This window comes from Streptomyces sp. BL1 (assembly GCF_057628045.1).
Genome location: NZ_JBXYWZ010000002.1, coordinates 3,662,603 through 3,681,631, shown reverse-complemented (window position 1 = coordinate 3,681,631; position 19,029 = coordinate 3,662,603). Strand labels below are relative to the sequence as shown.

Genomic DNA, 19,029 nt, shown 5'->3' with positions numbered 1-19,029 from the left:
GCTCCATCCCCGACCCGGAGGAGCGGCGGCCCGAGCCCGTCGATGTCCCCCTGCTCCACATCGGCGGCCCGTCCGCCCCGGCCGCGGGGACGGCCGGCGGCTGCGGTGACGGCTGTGGCTGCGGTGACGGAGGGGATGAGGGCCTCGACCCGCTGGAGTGCGGGCTCGACCCCGATCTGGCGACGCTGCTCGTCGAGGCCGGGCTGGACCCCGTACAGGTCGAGGACATCGCGCACCTCGCCATCGAGGAGGATCTCGACAACGGCGTGGACGTGACCACGCTGGCGACGGTGCCCGAAGACGCCGTCTCCACCGGCGACTTCACCGCGCGCGGTGAGGGCGTCGTGTCGGGTCTGCGGATCGTCGAGGCCGTGCTGTCGGTGGTCTGCACGGACGACGTCGAGGTCGAGCGGCACGTCGAGGACGGCGACCGGGTCGAGCCGGGCACCCGGCTGCTGACCGTCCGCACCCGCACCCGCGATCTGCTCACCGGCGAGCGCAGCGCCCTCAACCTGCTGTGCCACCTGTCCGGCATCGCGACCGAGACCCGCCGCTGGGCGGACCTGCTGGACGCCGCGAGCACGGGCACCACCGGCACCCGCGTACGGGACACCCGGAAGACGACGCCGGGCCTGCGCTCCCTGGAGAAGTACGCCGTGCGCTGCGGCGGCGGCGTCAACCACCGCTTCTCGCTGTCCGACGCCGCGCTCATCAAGGACAACCATGTCGTCGCGGCGGGCGGCGTCCCCGAGGCCTTCCGGCTCGTACGGGAGGAGTTCCCGGACGTGCCGATCGAGACGGAGGTGGACCGGATCGAGCAGATCGAGCCGGTGCTCGCCGAGGGCGCGGACCTCGTCCTGCTCGACAACTTCACGCCGGAGGAGACCGCCGAGGCCGTCCGTCTCGTCGCGGGCCGGGCGCGGCTGGAGTCCTCCGGCGGGCTGACGCTGGACACCGCCGCCGCGTACGCCGCGGCGGGCGTCGACTACCTCGCGGTCGGCAGCCTCACCCACTCGTCGCCGGTCCTCGACATCGGCCTCGACCTGCGGGACGAGCCGGCCGGTGAGGAGGCAGGCGCCTGATGCTGCTCACCATCGATGTCGGCAACACCCATACCGTGCTGGGCCTGTTCGACGGCGAGGAGATCGTCGAGCACTGGCGCATCTCCACCGACGCGCGGCGCACGGCGGACGAACTCGCCGTGCTGCTCCAGGGTCTGATGGGGATGCACCCGCTGCTCGGCGAGGAGCTGGGCGACAACGTCGAGGGCATCGCGATCTGTTCGACCGTGCCGTCCGTGCTGCACGAGCTCCGCGAGGTGACCCGCCGCTACTACGGCGACATCCCCGCCGTGCTCGTCGAGCCGGGCGTGAAGACCGGCGTGCCGATCCTGATGGACAACCCGAAGGAGGTCGGCGCCGACCGGATCATCAACGCCCTCGCGGCGGTCGAGCTGTACGGCGGCCCGTGCGTCGTCGTCGACTTCGGTACGGCCACCACCTTCGACGCGGTCTCGGCGCGCGGCGAGTACGTGGGCGGCGTCATCGCGCCGGGCATCGAGATCTCGGTGGACGCGCTGGGCGTCAAGGGCGCACAGCTGCGGAAGATCGAACTCGCCCGGCCGCGCAGCGTGATCGGCAAGAACACCGTCGAGGCCATGCAGTCCGGCATCCTCTACGGCTTCGCCGGCCAGGTCGACGGCGTCGTCGACCGCATCGCCCGGGAGCTGACCGACAATCCGGACGACGTGACCGTCATCGCGACCGGCGGGCTCGCCCCGATGGTGCTCGGCGAGTCCGCCGTCATCGACGAGCACGAGCCGTGGCTCACCCTGATCGGTCTGCGCATCGTCTACGAGCGGAACGTGGCCCGTTCCTGACGGAGTGACAGGTCCCGGGGATTGGAGAGCGGCCGGCGGTACGGGCCGGCCGCCACGCCGCAAAACGGGCGATAAGCACATTTAGTTCGTCATGCGCTTATCGTCGCCCCATGCCCACGCCATACGGTTTCCAGGGCGGCATGGCGTTCAGCGCGGACGAGCTGCGTGTGCTCCGAGGCGCCCTCGCCGCCGCCGTACTGCCCGGCTCCGCCCCCTCGCAGGGGGCGGAGGAGTACGCGCGCCTCGCCGCGGCCATGGAGGAGACGGCCGGCGAGGCCGACCGGCTCCGGTCCTTCCTGCTCGCCGATCTCACCCGCTACCGGGACGCGCTTCCCGGCTCGGCCGCCGGCTTCCTCGGACTGCTGGAGGACGCCCTCGGCGCCGGCTGTCCGCCGCGCCACGAGGACCTCGCGGCGCTCCGTACGCTCGCCGCCGAGGCGTCGGGCCGGGCCGAGCGGGAGCGCCGCCGCACGCTGCTGCGGCGCTGCGAGCGGCTGGCCGAACAGGCCGTCCGCACACGGCTGCTGCTGCTTCCCGGCGGCCGTACGGCGCCCGACGCCGCCGCTCCCGGACGGGAGCCGGAGCGGAAGCCCGAACGGGCCGAGCCGGCGCGTGAACCGGGCCGTACGCCCGCGCCGCCGTCCCGCCCCGTGCCCACCCCGGCCGAGGTCTTCCCGCCGCGCCGCCGCCCGGCCCCGCCCGCGGACAGCGCCCTGACGGCCTGAGGTCCGCCTCCCGGCGTTACGAATTCACCGGCCTTCTCCGCTGTGAATTCCGGCCCTCCGAGAGCGCCTTCCGGCTTCCCTCCGGTGCGCCCTCGGGGGGCCGGTGGCGCGGAGTTAAGGTGGAGGCCTGCTCATTGAGGAGGCCCAGAGCCATGGACTACGTATCCGCGCTGACCCCGCCGCTGGTGATGGCGGTCGCCTTCACCGCGCTCATCGTGACCATCGTGAAGAGCCAGGGCGGTGCGAACAAGAGCAAGGAAGACGCAGCCGTGGACGCCGCGTTCGCGCGGGCCGAGAGCACGAAGCAGCAGAAGAAGCGACAGGACGACTGATCGGAAAACATCCCTGAACCGGGACAACTCCGACTAGTGTTATCCCTGTGCCTCGGCCATTGGGAGAGTTGGAAGACGCCGTGATGACGCGGGTATGGCAGTGGAACCGCCCCGTCACCGTGCGAGAAGTCCTGGAGGATCTGCAGGAAGAACGGTCCATCGCGTACACCACGGTGATGACCGTAATGGACAACCTGCATCAGAAGGGCTGGCTGCGGAGGCAGCAAGAAGGCCGCGCCTATCGATATGAGGCAGTGGCCACCCGCGCCGCCTACTCCGCGGCTCTCATGAAGGAAGCGTGGGCCGCGAGCGACAACGGCGCCGCCGCGCTCGTGGAGTTCTTCGGGAGGATGTCGGCGGAACAGGCCGACGCGCTGAGGGATGCGTTGCGTGTCGTACAACTGAACGGCATCCGCGTCGACTCCCCCGAGCAGCAGGCCGGTTCTTCGGAGCGATAGCGTCCGTTCATGCCGCAACGCCCGCCGGAACCCCTGAGGGAAGTCACCGTTCGCCGCGCCCGGACCACTGATGTGCGCGCCGTGCGCCGGCTCCTCGACTCGTACTCGCGCGACAGCATCCTGCTCGACAAAGCCACGGTGACGCTTTACGAGGACATCCAGGAGTTCTGGGTCGCGGAACGCGACCACGACGCTGAGGTGGTCGCCTGCGGCGCGCTCCACGTGATGTGGGAAGACCTCGCCGAGGTGCGTACGCTCGCCGTCGCGCCCGCGCTGCGCGGTACAGGCGTCGGTCATCTGCTGCTGGAGAAGCTGCTGCAGACCGCGCGCTGGCTCGGCGTGCGGCGCATTTTCTGTCTCACCTTCGAAGTGGACTTCTTCGCCAAGCACGGCTTCACCGAGATCGGTGAGACGCCGGTCGACGGGGATGTCTACAGCGAGCTCCTGCGTTCCTATGACGAAGGCGTCGCGGAGTTCCTCGGTCTCGAACGAGTGAAGCCCAACACCTTGGGTAACACTCGCATGCTGCTGCATCTCTGAGTGGGCGGTCTCCGCGGCCCGTTGCCCGCAATCGGTGCGCGCTATGTCCGAAACATCCCGCCGCTTCCCGGGGCTTGACGGTCAAACTTCTCCAAGGGTTTGTGTTTCTCCGGGAAAAGCGGTTTGCTTTCGTCGGCAGTATCAGTATTCAGTTATCCATGACGAATGGGAGCAGCCGGTGGCTCAGAAGGTTCAGGTTCTTCTCCTCGATGACCTCGACGGTGGCGAGGCGGACGAGACCGTGACGTTCGCGCTCGACGGGAAGACCTACGAGATCGACCTCACCACCGCCAACGCGGACAAGCTCCGCGGCGCGCTGGAGCCCTATGTGGCGAAGGGCCGCCGCACCGGCGGCCGTTCGCAGCGCGGAAAGGGCCGCGCTTCCTCCGGCGGCGGAAGCAGCAGCCCGGACACCGCGAAGATCCGCGCCTGGGCGAAGGACCAGGGTTACGAGGTCAATGACCGGGGTCGCGTTCCGGCCAATATCCGTGAGGCCTACGAGAAGGCCAACGGCTGATTCGCCGGGACTGTCCGCGCCGTACGCGTCAGACGTGCACGGTGGCATTCCGTCGCCGCCGCACCGACCAGCCGTACGAGATCGACGCGGCCCGCTCCGAACCCCCGCTCGGGAGACCGTAGCCACACTGCGGTCTCCCGAGGGGTGTGCGGGGACCGGGCCGTGAGCTCCAGCCCCACCCCGTCCCACTCCAGCCACGCCAGCAGTCCCGGCAGTTCGTCGGCACTGCCCTCCGGCACCAGCAGCTGGATGCGCCTGCTCGCCCTGTCGTACGCGACGGGCCCGGTGGGCACCTCGCGCCGCAGCAGTGCCAGGCCCGCGTCGGCCGGCAGCTCCAGTGCGTCGGCGGGGCCTCCGGCTCCGAGGTCTCCCAGGGCTCCGAGGGCTCCGGGCGTACGGGGTACGGGAATCGCGAAGGTCATGCACGGAGCAACTGCCGAACACCCCACGGGTTACGCAGCGTTGGCGCACGGTTACCCACGGCTGATCTCCGTCATGCTCCGCATCCCCGCGCAAGGCTGTTCGCCAACAGCGGATGCGGGGGGCCGCTTGGGCCGTATGCGGCATGGACTGACGGGGCGACCGGGTAAGAAGTCCCTAGTGGAACGGGGGTGTGGATCGGCGATGTCAGCGAGCGACGGGCGTGTCGGGGAAAAGGCGTTCGCCGTCGGCGTAGTGGATCCAGGTGAATACGCCTGGCCTGCGGGAACATCGTCTCGCACCATCGGGTTGGAACTGTTGTCGGCCGTCTGGGGCACGGGAAGTGCAGCTCACGTGTTCTCCGCTCGTGCGGGGATGTTCCTGAGGATGTTCCTGGGTGTCGGCAGTTGGAATGAGCGGTCCCCGCTTGCGGGACTAAGCTGCGGAAGGACAGAGAGGGGAGCGTCCCCTCACTGCCTGACCGCTCTGAGGAGCGATTAACGATGTTCGAGAGGTTCACCGACCGCGCGCGGCGGGTTGTCGTCCTGGCTCAGGAAGAAGCCCGGATGCTCAACCACAACTACATCGGCACCGAGCACATCCTTCTGGGCCTGATCCACGAAGGAGAAGGTGTCGCCGCTAAGGCACTGGAGAGCCTCGGGATTTCGCTCGAGGCGGTCCGCCAGCAGGTGGAGGAGATCATCGGCCAGGGGCAGCAGGCCCCCTCCGGCCACATCCCCTTCACCCCCCGTGCGAAGAAGGTCCTGGAGCTGTCGCTCCGGGAAGCCCTTCAGCTCGGCCACAACTACATCGGTACGGAGCACATCCTGCTCGGCCTGATCCGCGAGGGCGAGGGCGTCGCCGCCCAGGTCCTCGTGAAGCTGGGCGCCGATCTGAACCGGGTGCGGCAGCAGGTCATCCAGCTGCTCTCCGGTTACTCCGGCGGCAAGGAGGCGGCCACCGCGGGCGGCCCCGCCGAGGGCACGCCCTCGACCTCCCTTGTCCTGGACCAGTTCGGCCGCAACCTCACGCAGGCCGCGCGCGAATCCAAGCTCGACCCGGTCATCGGGCGCGAGCAGGAGATCGAGCGCGTCATGCAGGTCCTGTCGCGCCGTACGAAGAACAACCCGGTCCTCATCGGCGAGCCCGGCGTCGGCAAGACGGCGGTCGTCGAGGGCCTGGCGCAGGCGATCGTGAAGGGCGAGGTGCCCGAGACCCTCAAGGACAAGCACCTCTACACCCTGGACCTGGGTGCCCTGGTCGCCGGCTCGCGCTACCGCGGTGACTTCGAGGAGCGCCTGAAGAAGGTGCTCAAGGAGATCCGCACGCGCGGCGACATCATCCTGTTCATCGACGAGCTGCACACCCTGGTCGGCGCGGGCGCCGCCGAGGGCGCGATCGACGCGGCGAGCATCCTCAAGCCGATGCTGGCCCGCGGCGAGCTGCAGACCATCGGTGCCACGACGCTGGACGAGTACCGCAAGCACCTGGAGAAGGACGCGGCGCTGGAGCGCCGTTTCCAGCCGATCCAGGTCGCGGAGCCGTCGCTGCCGCACACCATCGAGATCCTCAAGGGCCTCCGCGACCGGTACGAGGCGCATCACCGCGTCTCCATCACCGACGCCGCCCTGGTCGGCGCGGCGACGCTCGCCGACCGGTACATCTCGGACCGCTACCTGCCGGACAAGGCCATCGACCTGATCGACGAGGCCGGCTCCCGGATGCGCATCCGCCGGATGACCGCGCCGCCGGACCTCCGCGAGTTCGACGAGAAGATCGCGAACGTCCGCCGGGACAAGGAGTCCGCGATCGACTCGCAGGACTTCGAGAAGGCCGCCTCGCTCCGGGACAACGAGAAGCAGCTCCTGGCGCAGAAGGCCAAGCGGGAGAAGGAGTGGAAGGCCGGCGACATGGACGTCGTCGCCGAGGTCGACGAGGAGCTGATCGCCGAGGTCCTCGCCGCCTCCACCGGCGTCCCGGTCATGAGGCTGACCGAGGAGGAGTCCTCGCGGCTGCTGCGCATGGAGGACGAGCTGCACAAGCGCGTCATCGGCCAGCAGGACGCCATCAAGGCGCTCTCGCAGGCCATCCGGCGTACGCGTGCGGGCCTCAAGGACCCGAAGCGGCCCGGCGGTTCGTTCATCTTCGCCGGCCCGTCCGGTGTCGGTAAGACGGAGCTGTCCAAGACGCTCGCCGAGTTCCTGTTCGGCGACGAGGACGCGCTGATCTCCCTCGACATGTCGGAGTTCAGCGAGAAGCACACCGTCTCGCGGCTGTTCGGCTCGCCTCCCGGCTACGTCGGGTACGAGGAGGGCGGCCAGCTCACCGAGAAGGTGCGCCGCAAGCCGTTCTCCGTGGTCCTCTTCGACGAGGTCGAGAAGGCCCACCCGGACATCTTCAACTCGCTGCTGCAGATCCTGGAGGACGGTCGTCTGACCGACTCCCAGGGCCGTGAGGTTGACTTCAAGAACACGGTCATCATCATGACCACCAACCTCGGCACCCGGGACATCTCCAAGGGCTTCAACCTCGGCTTCGCCGGCCAGGGCGACACCAAGGCCGGGTACGAGCGGATGAAGTCCAAGGTCAACGACGAGCTGAAGCAGCACTTCCGGCCCGAGTTCCTCAACCGTGTCGACGACACGGTGGTCTTCCACCAGCTCACGCAGGAAGACATCATCCGCATCGTCGACCTGATGGTCGCTCAGGTGGATGAGCGCATGAAGGACCGGGACATGGGCATCGAGCTCAGCACCGACGCCAAGGAGCTGCTCGCCAAGAGGGGTTACGACCCGGTGATGGGTGCCCGGCCGCTGCGCCGGACCATCCAGCGGGAGATCGAGGACGCGCTGTCCGAGAAGATCCTCTTCGGTGAGCTGCGCGCCGGCCACATCGTGGTCGTCGACATCGAGGGCGAGGGTGAGGAGAAGAAGTTCACCTTCCGCGGCGAGGAGAAGTCGGCTCTGCCGGACGCTCCGCCGGTCGAGTCGACAACCGGTGGCGGCGGCACGAACCTCTCCAAGGAGTAACCGCCGCGCGGTGAGCCGTACATCGTGAAAGGGGCCCGGGTCATTGCGACCCGGGCCTCTTCGCGTGCTCAGGAGAGGATCCGGATTCCCTCCGGGACGTCGGTCACCCGGGGGAGGCGGGGGTTGACGCGGAGCGTCGTGAGCTGGGGGAACGCCGAGAGCCAGCTCATGTCCGCGTGCCCCAGGTCGTACGCCAGCCACAGATGCGTGAGCCCCTCCGCCGGCAGCCCCTTCAGCAGCTCCTCCACGCCGAACCTGCCGACGACCTGGATGCGTTCGCGTCCGCCCAGCTGCTGCAGGGCCGCCAGCTCCACCCGGTCGGAGACCGGAAAGTACAGCCCCTCCGGATCCAGGTGACGGATCACTTCGTCCGCGTACCGGTCCGTCTCGAAGTTCCGCCAGCCACGCGCCAGTTCGGCCCGCAGCTTCAGTGACGTACGGCCCCGCAGCTGCGCCAGATAGTGCACCGCCGCGTCGTCGTTGATCCGGGTCACGGTCACCGCCGCCCGGTGCGCCTCCTCGTCGGAGAGCGTCCGCGGGTCCGGCAGCATCTCCAGCACGATCGGCCCGACCCAGCCGAGGCCACGGGCCGCGGCGGCGTTCGCGGGCCGCACCATGTTCCGCGTCTCGCGGCGGATGCGCTCGTGCGTCTCCGGATCGAGCTCGGTGACGTGCTCCAGGCAGGCGGCGGCCAGCAGCCGCCGACGGTTGCGCTGCAGCCCCGTGTGGCCCGGCGCCAGCAGCCCCCGCAGCAGAGTGGCGCACTCGGCGGGCCGCGCGTGCGCCACCGCCATGCGGAAGACCTCCTCCCACTCCGGCTCGTGCGCGTGCCGCAGCAGCAGCTCGAAGTCGCCCTGGTCGACGGCCTCCTTGGCGGCCAGATAGTCCTGCACGGTGCGGTGCACGAACTCCACGGTGCCTTCCCCAAGCTCTCGGCTTCGCTCGAGCAGGGGAGCCCCCACTGCCTGTTCGCGCAGCAGCCCCGTCCGCAGCAGCAGATGCCCGAAGATCTCCTCGGGTTCGCCCTGCCCGTACGTGGCGGGGATCGCCGGCAGCGCGCCGGCGAGGACGCCGAGCGCCGTGTCGCGGTCCAGGTCGGAGCGTTCGTCGAGGAGCATCCGGTGTGCGAGCTTGCGCAGCAGCCGCTCCCGCGAGGCCCGGTGCAGCCGTACGGTGTCCGCGTGCTCCACGCGGCGCTCCGCGTCGCGGCGCTGGAGCAGCATCTCCATGGCCGCCTCGTACAGCTCCTTGCGGCCCTGCGGCAGAGAGCCGGACCGGTCGCGGTTGAGGGCGCAGATGAGGCCGCACATCAGGGGGTTGGTGGCCAGCCCGCGCAGCTCCCTGTGCAGCGGTACGGCCTGCAGCAGCCGCTCCCGGTAGGCGTCGAGGTGCGCGTGGTCCTTGCCCTCGTCGGTGCCGGCCGCGGTGTGCCAGGCGGTGATGAACGCGGCGACCTGGTCGCGGTCCATGGGCGTGAGCGTCAGCTCGCTGAAGCCCTCGTCGGCGAGCCAGTCCCGGTCCACGGCCGGCGGGCGGGACGTCACCAGGCAGCGGTTGCCGCTGTAGATGCGCAGCAGACGGCGCAACTGGGCGCGTATCTCGGCCCGTTGCGTCTCGGGCGCCTCGTCGATGCCGTCGACCAGCAGCAGCGCCCGCTCGTCGGCGAGTACGCGGGCGACCCACCCGTCGGGCGCCTCCGCGGCGAGCGGGTGCCGTACGGCGGCCAGGAACTCGTCGGGCGGCGGAAACCCGTCCCGGGCGAACCGGCGTACGGGCAGCACCAGCGGGATCCGCCCCCGCAGTACGGCCAGCTCGTCCGGCAGCTCGTCGCGGGCCGTACGCAGCGCCAGATACTGGATGAGGGTGGTCTTCCCCGAGCCGGCGACACCGCGCAGCAGCACCCGCTCGTTCCCGGCCAGCGCCCGGTCGGCGGCGGTAACGGGCTCCCCGTTGTCTCCCTCGTTGTCCCCGCTGCTCCTGCCGCTCCCGCCGGCCTGCGTGTCGAACTCGGCGGCGAGGCTCAGATAGGTGGCGTCCAGCGGCCACGTACCGGGCGTGTTCGGGTTGGGCAGGTCGATCCCGTGGATCGTGACCCGGCTGAACTGCTCGACGAGACTCTGCCGGTAGCGCTCCTCGAACGGAGCGTCCTCCGTGGACGGCGCACGCCGCCCCCGTACGACCTCGGCATCGTTCAGGTCGACCAGCTGCCCTATCCGGTGACTGCGCTCCGCCAGCCGGCCCGCCAGCGCGGGGGACCGCTGCAGCAGCTGATTCAGCAGATGCAGACACACCGTCACCAGCAGACTGTCGTGGAACCACGCGGCGTCGCTGGACAGTTCACGGTCCGCGCCGGGCACGGCGCTGCGCAGCCGCCGCGCGAAATCCTGCGGTCCGAGCCGTACGGCCTGCTCGTCGGTGACGTCCAGCTCCCCGACCGTCCACAGGGTGCGCGCCAGTACGTCCTCCACCCCGTCGACCTTCGTCAGCATGGGCGTGAAGTGCGTGTGCCGCCGCGCCAGCCGCGTCAACTCCCGCGCCACCCGCAGCAGATCCGCGTACCCGGTGCTCGGATCCGCCCCGCGGAACGTGGTCAGCGCGCCCAGCAACTCGGGCCCGCCCGAGTCCCCCTCCCCGGACACCAGAAGCTCCCGGATGACGGGCTCGGCAGCATCGGAGGCGATGCGTACTGCGGGTTCCATGACAGTGACGGGTCTCCCCGGACTTGCGGACGTCAGGCCAACGCACAGCCTATGCGGGGCGCTTGGCCGCGGGGGAGGGGGTGATCATGGGTGGCGGGGGCGGGGTGTGACGGTGAGCGTGACGTGCCCGGGGAGGCGTTCCGCGTTGCGGAGGTGCCGTACGCGGGCAGTGTGCACCGACTTCAGGTGCGGCAGCCGGCTCAGGGGAAGGAGGTCCGCTTCTGCAACCGGGCCGGTCAGCTGGAGCACTTCCAGCGCTGGGAAGTGGTCCGTCAGGGCGTCGAGTTCGAAGGCGTCGGACGAGTCTCCATGATGTGACAGTGCCAGGTGCGTGACCCCGGGGAACGTGGACTCGCCGGGTGGCAGAGCAGCAAGGTGTACGCCTTCGACGACGAGTTTTTCCAGCACCGGCAGATTGGCCAGTGCGCGCCAGTCGTCGGACGTCAGCGGGCGCAGGACGCGATAGAGATTCACGTCCGTCAATTGCCGGAACTCGGAAATCCCCGAGAGATCCTCGACGGTGGCGGGAAAGGCAAGGTCGGTGAGCGAGGCCGACCGGGGAATGCAGGAGAAGCCCGGCCAGTCGGTGCTGTCGCGCAGCGTGATCCATTCGAGCCCTGTCAGGCCGGCGAGCCCGGGCAGCCCCTCCTGCTCCTTGAAGTCCCACAGCCAGAGCTTGCGCAGGTCGAGAGCTCCCAGTGGTGACAGATCAGTGATGCGCGGGCAGCTGCGGAGATCGAGATGTTCCAGCCGGGGGAATGCCTCCAGCCAGCTCAGGTCGGTAAGCGTGCTGTTGTGCGAGAGGGTGAGTGCCACGAGAGAGTCCGGGGCCAGCGCCGTGGTGATCTGCTGGGGTGTGAATTCCCCCTGGAGCGTCACCCGCGCGGCGCCGCCGAGCCGTCGCAGACAGTCGAGCTCCGCTTGCGACCGGACACTGATGGTGGCCTCGGCATCCCCGGCGAGGTGCCGGATGACCCGCTCCCCGTACTCCTCGGTGTCGAACCGGTCCCAGTGGCCGCCCAGTTGATGACGGGAGTGCGTGTAGGCGCGCTTCCGGTAGCTGTCCAGAATGGGCAGCGCGGCGTCCGTGGCGACCTGTGCCGCCACGTGGACCGTGGCTTGGGCTTCGTCGGCTTCCAACGCCTCGGGCTCCGGCAGCAGCTCCAGCACCACCGGTCCGACCTGCGCCAACACCTTCGCCTCATCGATACTCCGCGGCGGAATCAGCGCCGCCGCCCGCTCCTCGACCTCCTCCCGCACCGCAGGATCAAGCTGCGTCGCGTGCTCCAGGCAGGCCGTCGCGAGCAGGTGGAGGCGCGTACGGTGCTCCTCCTCCGCGTCGCCGCGCGCGACGAGCTTGCTCAGCAGCCGCGCCCGTTCGTCCGCGCGGGCGTGCGCGACGGCCATCCGTACGACGTCCTCCCACTGGTCCAGATGCGCGTGCCGCACCAGCAGGTCGAAGTCGCGCTGCTCCACGGCGTCCCTGGCGCCGAGGTAGTCCTGGAAGGTGCGATGGATGAAGTCCACGGCGCCCGCGGCGGGTTCACGCAGCAGCCCGGACCGCTCCAGCAGATACCGGAAGACGGCGTCCGCGTCGCCCTGCCCGCCGACGTACGGCATAGACGGCAGCACGCGCTCCAGCAGCCCGACAGCATCAGTCTGCTCCATCTCCGAACGGCCGTTGCGGATCAGCCAGTACGCGAGCTTCTGCAGCAGTTCGGTCTGGGATTCCTCGTCCAGCTCCATCGAGCCGGCGCCGTGCATGTCGCGTTCCCGGTCGCGGCGTTCCAGCAGCATGCTGAGCGCCGCGTCGTACAGCGCCTTCCGCCCGCGCGGCAGAAAGCCGCGCCGTTCCCGGTGCAGGGCGCAAATCAGCCCGCACATCAGGGGGTTGGTGGCCAGCCGGCCCAGGTCGGCCTTGGTGCGTACGGCCTGGAGCAGGCTCGCCGCCAGCTCGGGTTCCGCGCCGGCCGCCTCGTGCCAGCGGTCGATGAAGACGGCGATGTCGTCCCGCTTCATGGTGGCGAGACCGATCTCGGAGAAGTCCTCGCCGCCGAGCCAGTCCTCCCGTATGGCGGAGGGGCGGGAGGTGACGAGCAGCAGGCTGTCCGGGAAGGCGCCGACGAGGTCGCAGATCCAGCGGCGGGTACGTTCCCGGTCCTGCTCGGGGACCTCGTCGATGCCGTCCACGAGCAGCACGCCCCGCCCGGCGCCCAGCACCCGGCCTGCCCACCCCTGCGGCTGCGAGCCGGCGAGTGGGCAGCTGACGGCGTGCAAAAAGGCGTCGGGCGTGGGCAGTTCGGACCCGCCGCGGGTGAGGGTGCGCAGCGGCAGGACGAACGGGACGCGGCCCATCAGATGCGCCATCCGCCCCGTGAGCTCGCCCTGCCGGGCGGTCGTGACGGCCAGCCACTGCACGAGGGTCGTCTTCCCGGAGCCCGCGTTGCCGCGCAGCAGCACACGCTGGTGACCGGCCAGCACCTGTTCCACAGGCTGTGCAGTGGTCCGGGGACCGTGGTGCAGGTCGGAGACCTCTTCCGGAGTGGAGGACACTGCTTCCAGGCTCAAGTACGCGGTGTCCAGCGGCCATTCACGTGCCGCGTTCAGATCGATCCCGTAGATGGTCAGCTTGCTGTGCTTGTGGGCGACGTACTGCGCGTACTGCTCCTCGAACCGGGCGTCCTCCGCGGAGCGGGACGGCAGCCGCTCGATCAGCAGGTCCAGTCTCGTGATCGCGTCGTTCAGCTGACGGCTCTGCTCGACGAGCGTCCGGGCGACGAACGTCGAGCGCTGCGTGAAGAAGTTCAGGATGTGCAGACAGGCCACGTGCAGCAGGGAGTTGTGCAGCCGGAGCCCGTCGGGCGACAGGAACAGAGGCCGGCGGGCCTCTTTCCGCAACAGCCACGAGAGGCTCTCGGGACCGAGCTGCACGGCTTGTACGTCGTCCATGTCGAGCTCACCGAGCACGTGCAGGGTGTGCATCAGCGTCTCGGAGACGATGTCCTGCTCCTCGACGGGCACCGGCGGGTCGTGCGGCCCGGTCTCCTGCACCGCCCGCTGGACCAGCTCCCTTGTGAGCCTGCGCATGTCCTTCTCGGTGAAGGTGCGCTTCTCGCCGGTGAAGGAGACCAGACTCGACACCCGCACCGGCCGGTCCACCAGCCCCGCCCCCGGGCCCTCCCGTACGAACAGCTTCTTCACCAGCGGCGCCACAGCACTCGAAGCAATCCGCGCCCCAACTACCCCCGCATCCATGCCAATCACCCTAGGACGCGGGGGTGACAGCGGTCAGCGGTTCGTACGGCACCGGGGGCAGCGGCAGGGTGGGTACGATGTCGGCTCCGGGAGGGGTGTGCCTTTCGGCGGGTGGCGCACCGTGCGGGCGAGGACGCGGATCCGGGTGCCGTCCGGCCGTACCCGGTACACGGTCAGCGTCATCTGCGGACGCGGCGCCGAGCTCACAGGTAGCCGCCGCCCAGTGCGACCCCGTGAATGACGTACGGGCCGACGTCGATCCTGTCCAGCGCGAGCGCGAGTGCCGTGCGGCGCTCCTGCTGCTCGTACGCGGTCACGTACGGCCGTACGAGGGGGCTGCGGCCGGCGTCCAGCGGTTGCAGCGGCAGCCCGTACGGCGAACGCGGGCGCGGCATCGGCGGGTTGGGAGCGGCCCCCTTCACGGGGCGCGGGCCCGGCGGGAGCGCCCCGTGCGGTGCGACGGTGCGCCGTCGCCTTCGCCGAGTGCCGGACCATGAGACGACGCGACGGATAACCTTGCGCATGCGGGCGCTCCCTTTGGGACCTTTGAGCGTTGGCCACACCCCCGGGTCGTTACCGCGACCGCGGGGGCCCCTTACGCAACGTCATCTTGCCGACGTACAACGGCCGGAGTGTTCCTCAACGGGGAACACTCCGGCCGTAACCTGCGGCGGTCCGCTACATGCCGACCCAGCCCGCCAGTGACGTCAGCCCTGACGGGGTGCGCCGCCGGCGGCGGACCAGCACGCCGATCGTGGAGCGCATCAACGGGTGGTAGCGGGCCTGCTGCGGGGCCGCCTCGCGGGCCAGGTGCAGGGCGCGTTCCGCCGCCTCCGGCCTGCCCATCTGCGCGTAGGCGCGGGCCATTTCTATGTGATACCTGCCCACCCGCATCTTCGGGTGCTCCACCGGGAAGCGGACGTCCCGGGCCTTCTTCGCGGCCTCGCCGAGCTTGCCCAGTTCCACGGAGTTGGCCACGTCGAAGTGGGCGACGTTGGTGGCGCCGAAGCTCGACCAGTAGACGCGGGGGACGTCCCGGCCGATGCGCGTGGCCGCCTGCCGCGCCAGCTCCATGTTGCCGTTGACGACATCCTCGTTCTTCGCCTGTGCGGCGGCGATCGCCGCCGCCAGATGGAGACTTCCGGTCACAGCAAGAGCCGGAACGGCGTCCGGGTGCTCGTGCTGCCCGACGAGCTGGTGGCCGCGGTCGAGCACGCGGAGGGCCATCTGGTTGTTGCCGCGCCGCAGCAGCATGCTGGAGCGCTTGTTGAGCCGGATGGCCAGCAGCAGCGGGTCCTGGGCCCGTTCCGCCATCCATCCCATGCGTTCGAGCGCGAGGGACGCCAGGTGCTGGTAGCCGAGCCGGTAGGCGAATTCGTAGGCCATCCAGTAGCACCAGCTCAGGGCGGTTGCTACGGCTTCCTGGTCCCGATCGTGCGGCAGCGTGCCGAGCGCCGTGGTCAACTCGCCCAGCAGGCCCGGCAGCTGGGTGCCGACCTTCTTGTACTCGGTCGCGCAGGTGGCGGCACACAGGGCGTCGACGTCGGCCGTGATGCGGTCCACGGGGCGGGGCGTGAGGTCAGGGTCCGGCCCGAGGTCGTACGCGTCCAGCGCGTCGGCCAGCGGCGCGATCATCAGGTCCAGCCGGTCCTGCTGCATCTCCGTGAGGTACGGCTGCCCGTTCAGCACCGGCACCTCGACCTCCAGGGCCCGCGCCACGGCCGCGACGACGGCGGGGGAGGGCGGCGTCAGCCCGGCCTCGATCTTGGCGATCGTCCCGCGCGACACGAACGCGCGCTGCGCCAGGCCCACTTGGGTCAGCTGCCGCAGCTTGCGGTAATCCGCGATCCGGGCGCCGGTGTGGTCGTCGTCAGCCAGATGCGCCATGCCGCGCTCCGTTCCGAGGTCTCACGAGGACGGTACCTCCGCGGTGGCGCGGCTCGGTGCGCAATTGCGCAACAGGCTGTTGCGCAATTGGCCAACACAGCGTTGGCCATTCACGGAGGCCTCGCCCGGTGTGCAATTTGGCAACAGGCTGTTGCCTAATTGTCCAACAGGCTGTTGGACAGTCACGGGGCGACGGAGCGCGTGCGTTGGGTGCGTGGGGGACAGACCTCGCGGGTGCGGTCCGGTGTGCCCACCCGTTCCGCCCCTTGGGCGGACCAGCTGCCCACACCTCGGCGGCCCCCTCACCCCCTCCCACCTCACTGTTTGCGTGGTCGCGGGTGGGGGTGGGGGTGTAGGGGGCGCCCCGGGACAATAGAGCGTGATTTTCGGGCCGTGCACAGCCAATGACGGGTCGGCCCGGACGTGTCGGGGGGCGCGGCCCGTAAATCATGCGTCCCGGGGTCCCCCGGAGCCACCACCCCCACCCCCGCACACCGGCAAACCGCCCCACCCCCACTGCCCAGCGCACAGCGTCAGCGCAACCTCACCCCTCCCCCTCCTCCGGCGGCAGCGCGAGCGTTACGTGCCTCGGGATCGTGGCCGCTGTGAAGCGGGCCGGGGGTGCGGGGAGGACGAGGGTGTGGAGGTGGGGGAAGGCGTCGAGCCAGTGGCCGCCGTCGAGGTCGCGGTAGCCGTTGGTGAGCCAGAGGTGGGTGAGCCGGTCACGGGGGATGAGGTCGCGCAGCATGCCGGGTTCGTGCTCGCCGACGACCTGGACGCGGGCCCGTCCGCCCAACTCGGCCAGCGCGGCGAGCTGTTCCCGGTTGTGGACGGTGAAGTAGAGGTCCGTCTCGTCGAGTCGGGCGATCACTTCGCGCGCGTAGTCGGCGGTGTCGAAGCGGTGCCAGGGCCACACCAGGTGGCGCCGTACTTCGAGCGCGGGGTGGCCGGCGTAGCGGGCGAGGAGGGGGACGGCCGCGTCTCCGGCGATGCGGCTGGCGGTGACGACGACGTTGGCGGCCTCGTCGTCGGTGAGCCCGTCGGGGCCGGGGAGGACGGCGAGGAGGCGGGTGCCGCCGGCGTCGGCCAGGAGGCGGGCGGTGCTCCGGTCGCGGGGCGGCACCAACGCGCGGATGCGGCCGGTGATTTCGGCGACCGTCGCCGGGTCGATCTCGGTGGCGTGCTCCAGGCAGGTCGCGGCGAGCAGCACATTCCGCAGCCCGCCCGCCTCCGGCCAGCCGGCGCCCGCCTCCGGCCAACCGGCGCTCACGTCCGGCCGGCCCGTGGACGCCTCCGCCCGGCCGCCAACGACCCCCGGCACGGCAACAGCCCCCGGCCCAACGTCGGCCCCCGACCCCGACCCCGCGCCGGCCCCGGCCCCGGCCCCCTTCCCGCCGTCCAGCAACCCCTCCAGAATCCGCTTCCGCTCCCCGCGCCGACCCAGCGCCACCGCCATCCGCAGCACGTCCTCCCACTGGTCGCGCCCCGCGTTGTCGAGGAGCAGCGGGAAGTCGCCCTCCTCCACGGCGGCCTTGGCGGCGAGGTAGTCCTGGAAGGTGCGGTGGGCGAAGGCGAGCCGGTCGGCGGCCGGCTCCAGGAGGAGGCCGGAGCGGGAGAGGAGGTGCCGCAGGACGCGTTCCGGGTCGGACGGTACGTGCGCCATGTAGCCGAGTGCGCGGTCCAACTGGGCGCAGGCGTCGGCCCGTTCCATCTCCGCGCGGTCGTTGCGCAGCATCCAGTGGGCGAGCCGCTGGAGCAACTGGACCTGGGTGTCCTTGGACAGCCGGAGCTCTTCGTCGACGGCGACGCCCCGTTCCACGTCGCGCCGTTCCAGGAGCATGCCGAGCGCCGCCTCGTACAGGTCCTTGCGGCTGTGCGGCAGGAAGCCGCGCCGTTCCCGGTGCAGCGCGCACAGCAGCCCGCACATCAGCGGGTTCACGGCGAGCCGGCCGAGGTCGCCGTTGCTGCGTACGGCGGCGAGCAGCGCGTCGCCGAGGTCCTCGTCGGCCTGGGCCGCCACGTGCCAGCGCCGTACGAAGTGGGTGACGTCGCCGCGCGACATGGGGGACAGCGTCAGCTCGGTGAAGCCCTCGCCGTGCAGCCAGTCCTCCCGTACGGCGGAGGGGCGGGCCGTCACGAGCCACAGGTTTCCGGGGAAGTCGGCCATCAGTTCCCGCATCCAGCGGCGCACCGACTCCCGTTCGCCTTCCGGGATTTCGTCGATGCCGTCGACGAGGAGCAGTCCGCGTCCGGCCCGCAGTACCCGGTCCGCCCAGCCGGCCGGCTGGGCGCCGGCGGCGCTGCTGCGGACGGCGTGCAGGAAGCGGTCGGGGGTGGGCGGCAGCCCGCCGTCCATGACGCGCCGCAGCGGGAGTACGAAGGGCACCCGGCCGATGAGGTGTGCCAGGTGCTCGTCGTACGTCTGGTTGGCCGCGGTGACGGCGAGCCACTGTACGAGGGTCGTCTTGCCGGAGCCCGCACCGCCGCGCAGCAGCACCTTCTCCTGGCCGGAGAGGGCCTGTTCGGCCCGCAGCGGCGGCCCGGTGTCGTCGTGCGAGGCCTCCAGCGACACGTACGCGGAGTCCAGCTGCCACTCCCGCGCATGGTTCATGTCGAGCCCGTAGATGGTGAGTTCGCCGTGCTTGCGGGCGATGTGCTCGGCGTACGTCTCCTCGAAGCGGAGGTCTTCGCCGGTACGGGACGGGATCCGCCGCGCCAGCAGGTCTGTGACCGTCACCAACTGCTCCAGCTGCCGGGTCTGTTCGGTGAGCGTCCGCGGCACGAACGCGGAGCGGCGGGTGAAGAAGTCCAGGATGTGCAGGCAGGCGGTGTGCAGCAGCGGCCCGAAGTGCGCGTCGGCCGCCTCGGACAGGCCGGTGGGGCGGTGGAGTTCGCGGGCCAGCCCTTCAGGGCCGAGGCGTACGGCCTGTACGTCGTCCATGTCCAGGTCGCCCAGGCTGTGCAGGGCCGCGGCGAGCGCGTCGGTGATCTCCTGCCGGGTGCCGCTGTCGGGCGCGTCGTGCGGACCCTCGGCCCGTACGGCGCGCTGCACCAGTTCCGCCGCCAGTTTCCGCAGGTCCTTCTCGGACAGTTCGCGCTTCTCGCCGCGGAAGGAGACCAGCCCGGAGATCCGTACCGGCCGTTCGGCCAGCCCGGCGCCCGGAGCCTCCTGCACGAACAGCTTGCGGATCAGCGGCGCCACGGCCGCCGAGGCCAGGCGGGCGGCGATGGTGGTGGGCTCCATGCCCGGATGGTAGGTCACCGGCCTGTACGCCGGCTTCCCCAACC

Annotated in this window: 14 protein-coding genes; 8 read left to right on the top strand and 6 right to left on the bottom strand. The window is 70.5% G+C overall.

Annotated features, from left to right (window positions below; all coding sequences use genetic code 11):
- Positions 1-5 precede the first annotated feature (5 nt).
- The 7 genes from nadC (at position 6) to AC3AGO_RS16200 (ending at position 4,451) form a co-directional block, all read left to right on the top strand.
- Complete coding sequence (nadC, locus tag AC3AGO_RS16230) at positions 6-1,082, top strand: carboxylating nicotinate-nucleotide diphosphorylase (protein WP_487824679.1); 1,077 nt, start codon at positions 6-8, stop codon at positions 1,080-1,082.
- Positions 1,082-1,879 carry a type III pantothenate kinase gene (locus AC3AGO_RS16225; RefSeq protein ID WP_487820917.1) on the top strand — a complete coding sequence of 266 codons (798 nt, stop codon included), beginning with the start codon at positions 1,082-1,084 and terminating at the stop codon, positions 1,877-1,879. Before nadC ends, AC3AGO_RS16225 begins: the two co-directional genes overlap by 1 nt.
- Positions 1,880-1,989: 110 nt before the next feature.
- The gene (locus AC3AGO_RS16220; RefSeq protein WP_487820916.1) at positions 1,990-2,604 is read left to right on the top strand and encodes a hypothetical protein; all 615 of its coding nucleotides are present in this window, start codon (positions 1,990-1,992) and stop codon (positions 2,602-2,604) included.
- A gap of 152 nt (positions 2,605-2,756) precedes the next feature.
- Positions 2,757-2,936, top strand: coding sequence for a hypothetical protein (locus tag AC3AGO_RS16215; RefSeq protein ID WP_487820915.1), 180 nt, complete (start codon positions 2,757-2,759; stop codon positions 2,934-2,936).
- Positions 2,937-2,983: 47 nt separating this feature from the next.
- Entirely contained in the window at positions 2,984-3,394 is a 411-nt protein-coding gene (locus AC3AGO_RS16210; protein WP_487820914.1) for a BlaI/MecI/CopY family transcriptional regulator, read from the top strand.
- Between the two features lie 9 nt (positions 3,395-3,403).
- Positions 3,404-3,934 carry an amino-acid N-acetyltransferase gene (locus AC3AGO_RS16205; RefSeq protein WP_487820913.1) on the top strand — a complete coding sequence of 177 codons (531 nt, stop codon included), beginning with the start codon at positions 3,404-3,406 and terminating at the stop codon, positions 3,932-3,934.
- 178 nt (positions 3,935-4,112) lie between these two features.
- Entirely contained in the window at positions 4,113-4,451 is a 339-nt protein-coding gene (locus AC3AGO_RS16200; protein WP_487820912.1) for a histone-like nucleoid-structuring protein Lsr2, read from the top strand.
- Here AC3AGO_RS16200 and AC3AGO_RS16195 read toward each other — a convergent pair.
- On the bottom strand, positions 4,430-4,873 hold the full coding sequence (locus AC3AGO_RS16195) for an SCO3374 family protein (RefSeq protein WP_487820911.1): 444 nt from the start codon (positions 4,871-4,873) through the stop codon (positions 4,430-4,432). The two genes, AC3AGO_RS16200 and AC3AGO_RS16195, sit on opposite strands and share 22 nt — an antisense overlap.
- 501 nt (positions 4,874-5,374) lie before the next feature.
- Here AC3AGO_RS16195 and AC3AGO_RS16190 point away from each other — a divergent pair.
- Complete coding sequence (locus AC3AGO_RS16190) at positions 5,375-7,900, top strand: ATP-dependent Clp protease ATP-binding subunit (protein ID WP_487820910.1); 2,526 nt, start codon at positions 5,375-5,377, stop codon at positions 7,898-7,900.
- Between the two features lie 68 nt (positions 7,901-7,968).
- On the opposite strand, the gene AC3AGO_RS16185 is transcribed toward AC3AGO_RS16190, so the two are convergent.
- The 5 genes from AC3AGO_RS16185 to AC3AGO_RS16165 form a co-directional block, all read right to left on the bottom strand.
- Positions 7,969-10,599: an NACHT domain-containing protein gene (locus tag AC3AGO_RS16185; protein ID WP_487820909.1), complete on the bottom strand. Its 2,631-nt coding sequence runs from the start codon at positions 10,597-10,599 to the stop codon at positions 7,969-7,971.
- Positions 10,600-10,683: 84 nt separating this feature from the next.
- Positions 10,684-13,854 carry an NACHT domain-containing protein gene (locus AC3AGO_RS16180; RefSeq protein WP_487820908.1) on the bottom strand — a complete coding sequence of 1,057 codons (3,171 nt, stop codon included), beginning with the start codon at positions 13,852-13,854 and terminating at the stop codon, positions 10,684-10,686.
- A 203-nt stretch (positions 13,855-14,057) separates the two neighbouring features.
- Positions 14,058-14,249, bottom strand: a complete 192-nt coding sequence (locus AC3AGO_RS16175; protein ID WP_487820907.1) for a hypothetical protein — start codon at positions 14,247-14,249, stop codon at positions 14,058-14,060.
- A 283-nt stretch (positions 14,250-14,532) separates the two neighbouring features.
- Positions 14,533-15,741, bottom strand: coding sequence for a helix-turn-helix domain-containing protein (locus AC3AGO_RS16170; RefSeq protein WP_487820906.1), 1,209 nt, complete (start codon positions 15,739-15,741; stop codon positions 14,533-14,535).
- Between the two features lie 544 nt (positions 15,742-16,285).
- On the bottom strand, positions 16,286-18,985 hold the full coding sequence (locus tag AC3AGO_RS16165; RefSeq protein WP_487820905.1) for an NACHT domain-containing protein: 2,700 nt from the start codon (positions 18,983-18,985) through the stop codon (positions 16,286-16,288).
- Positions 18,986-19,029: the final 44 nt, after the last annotated feature.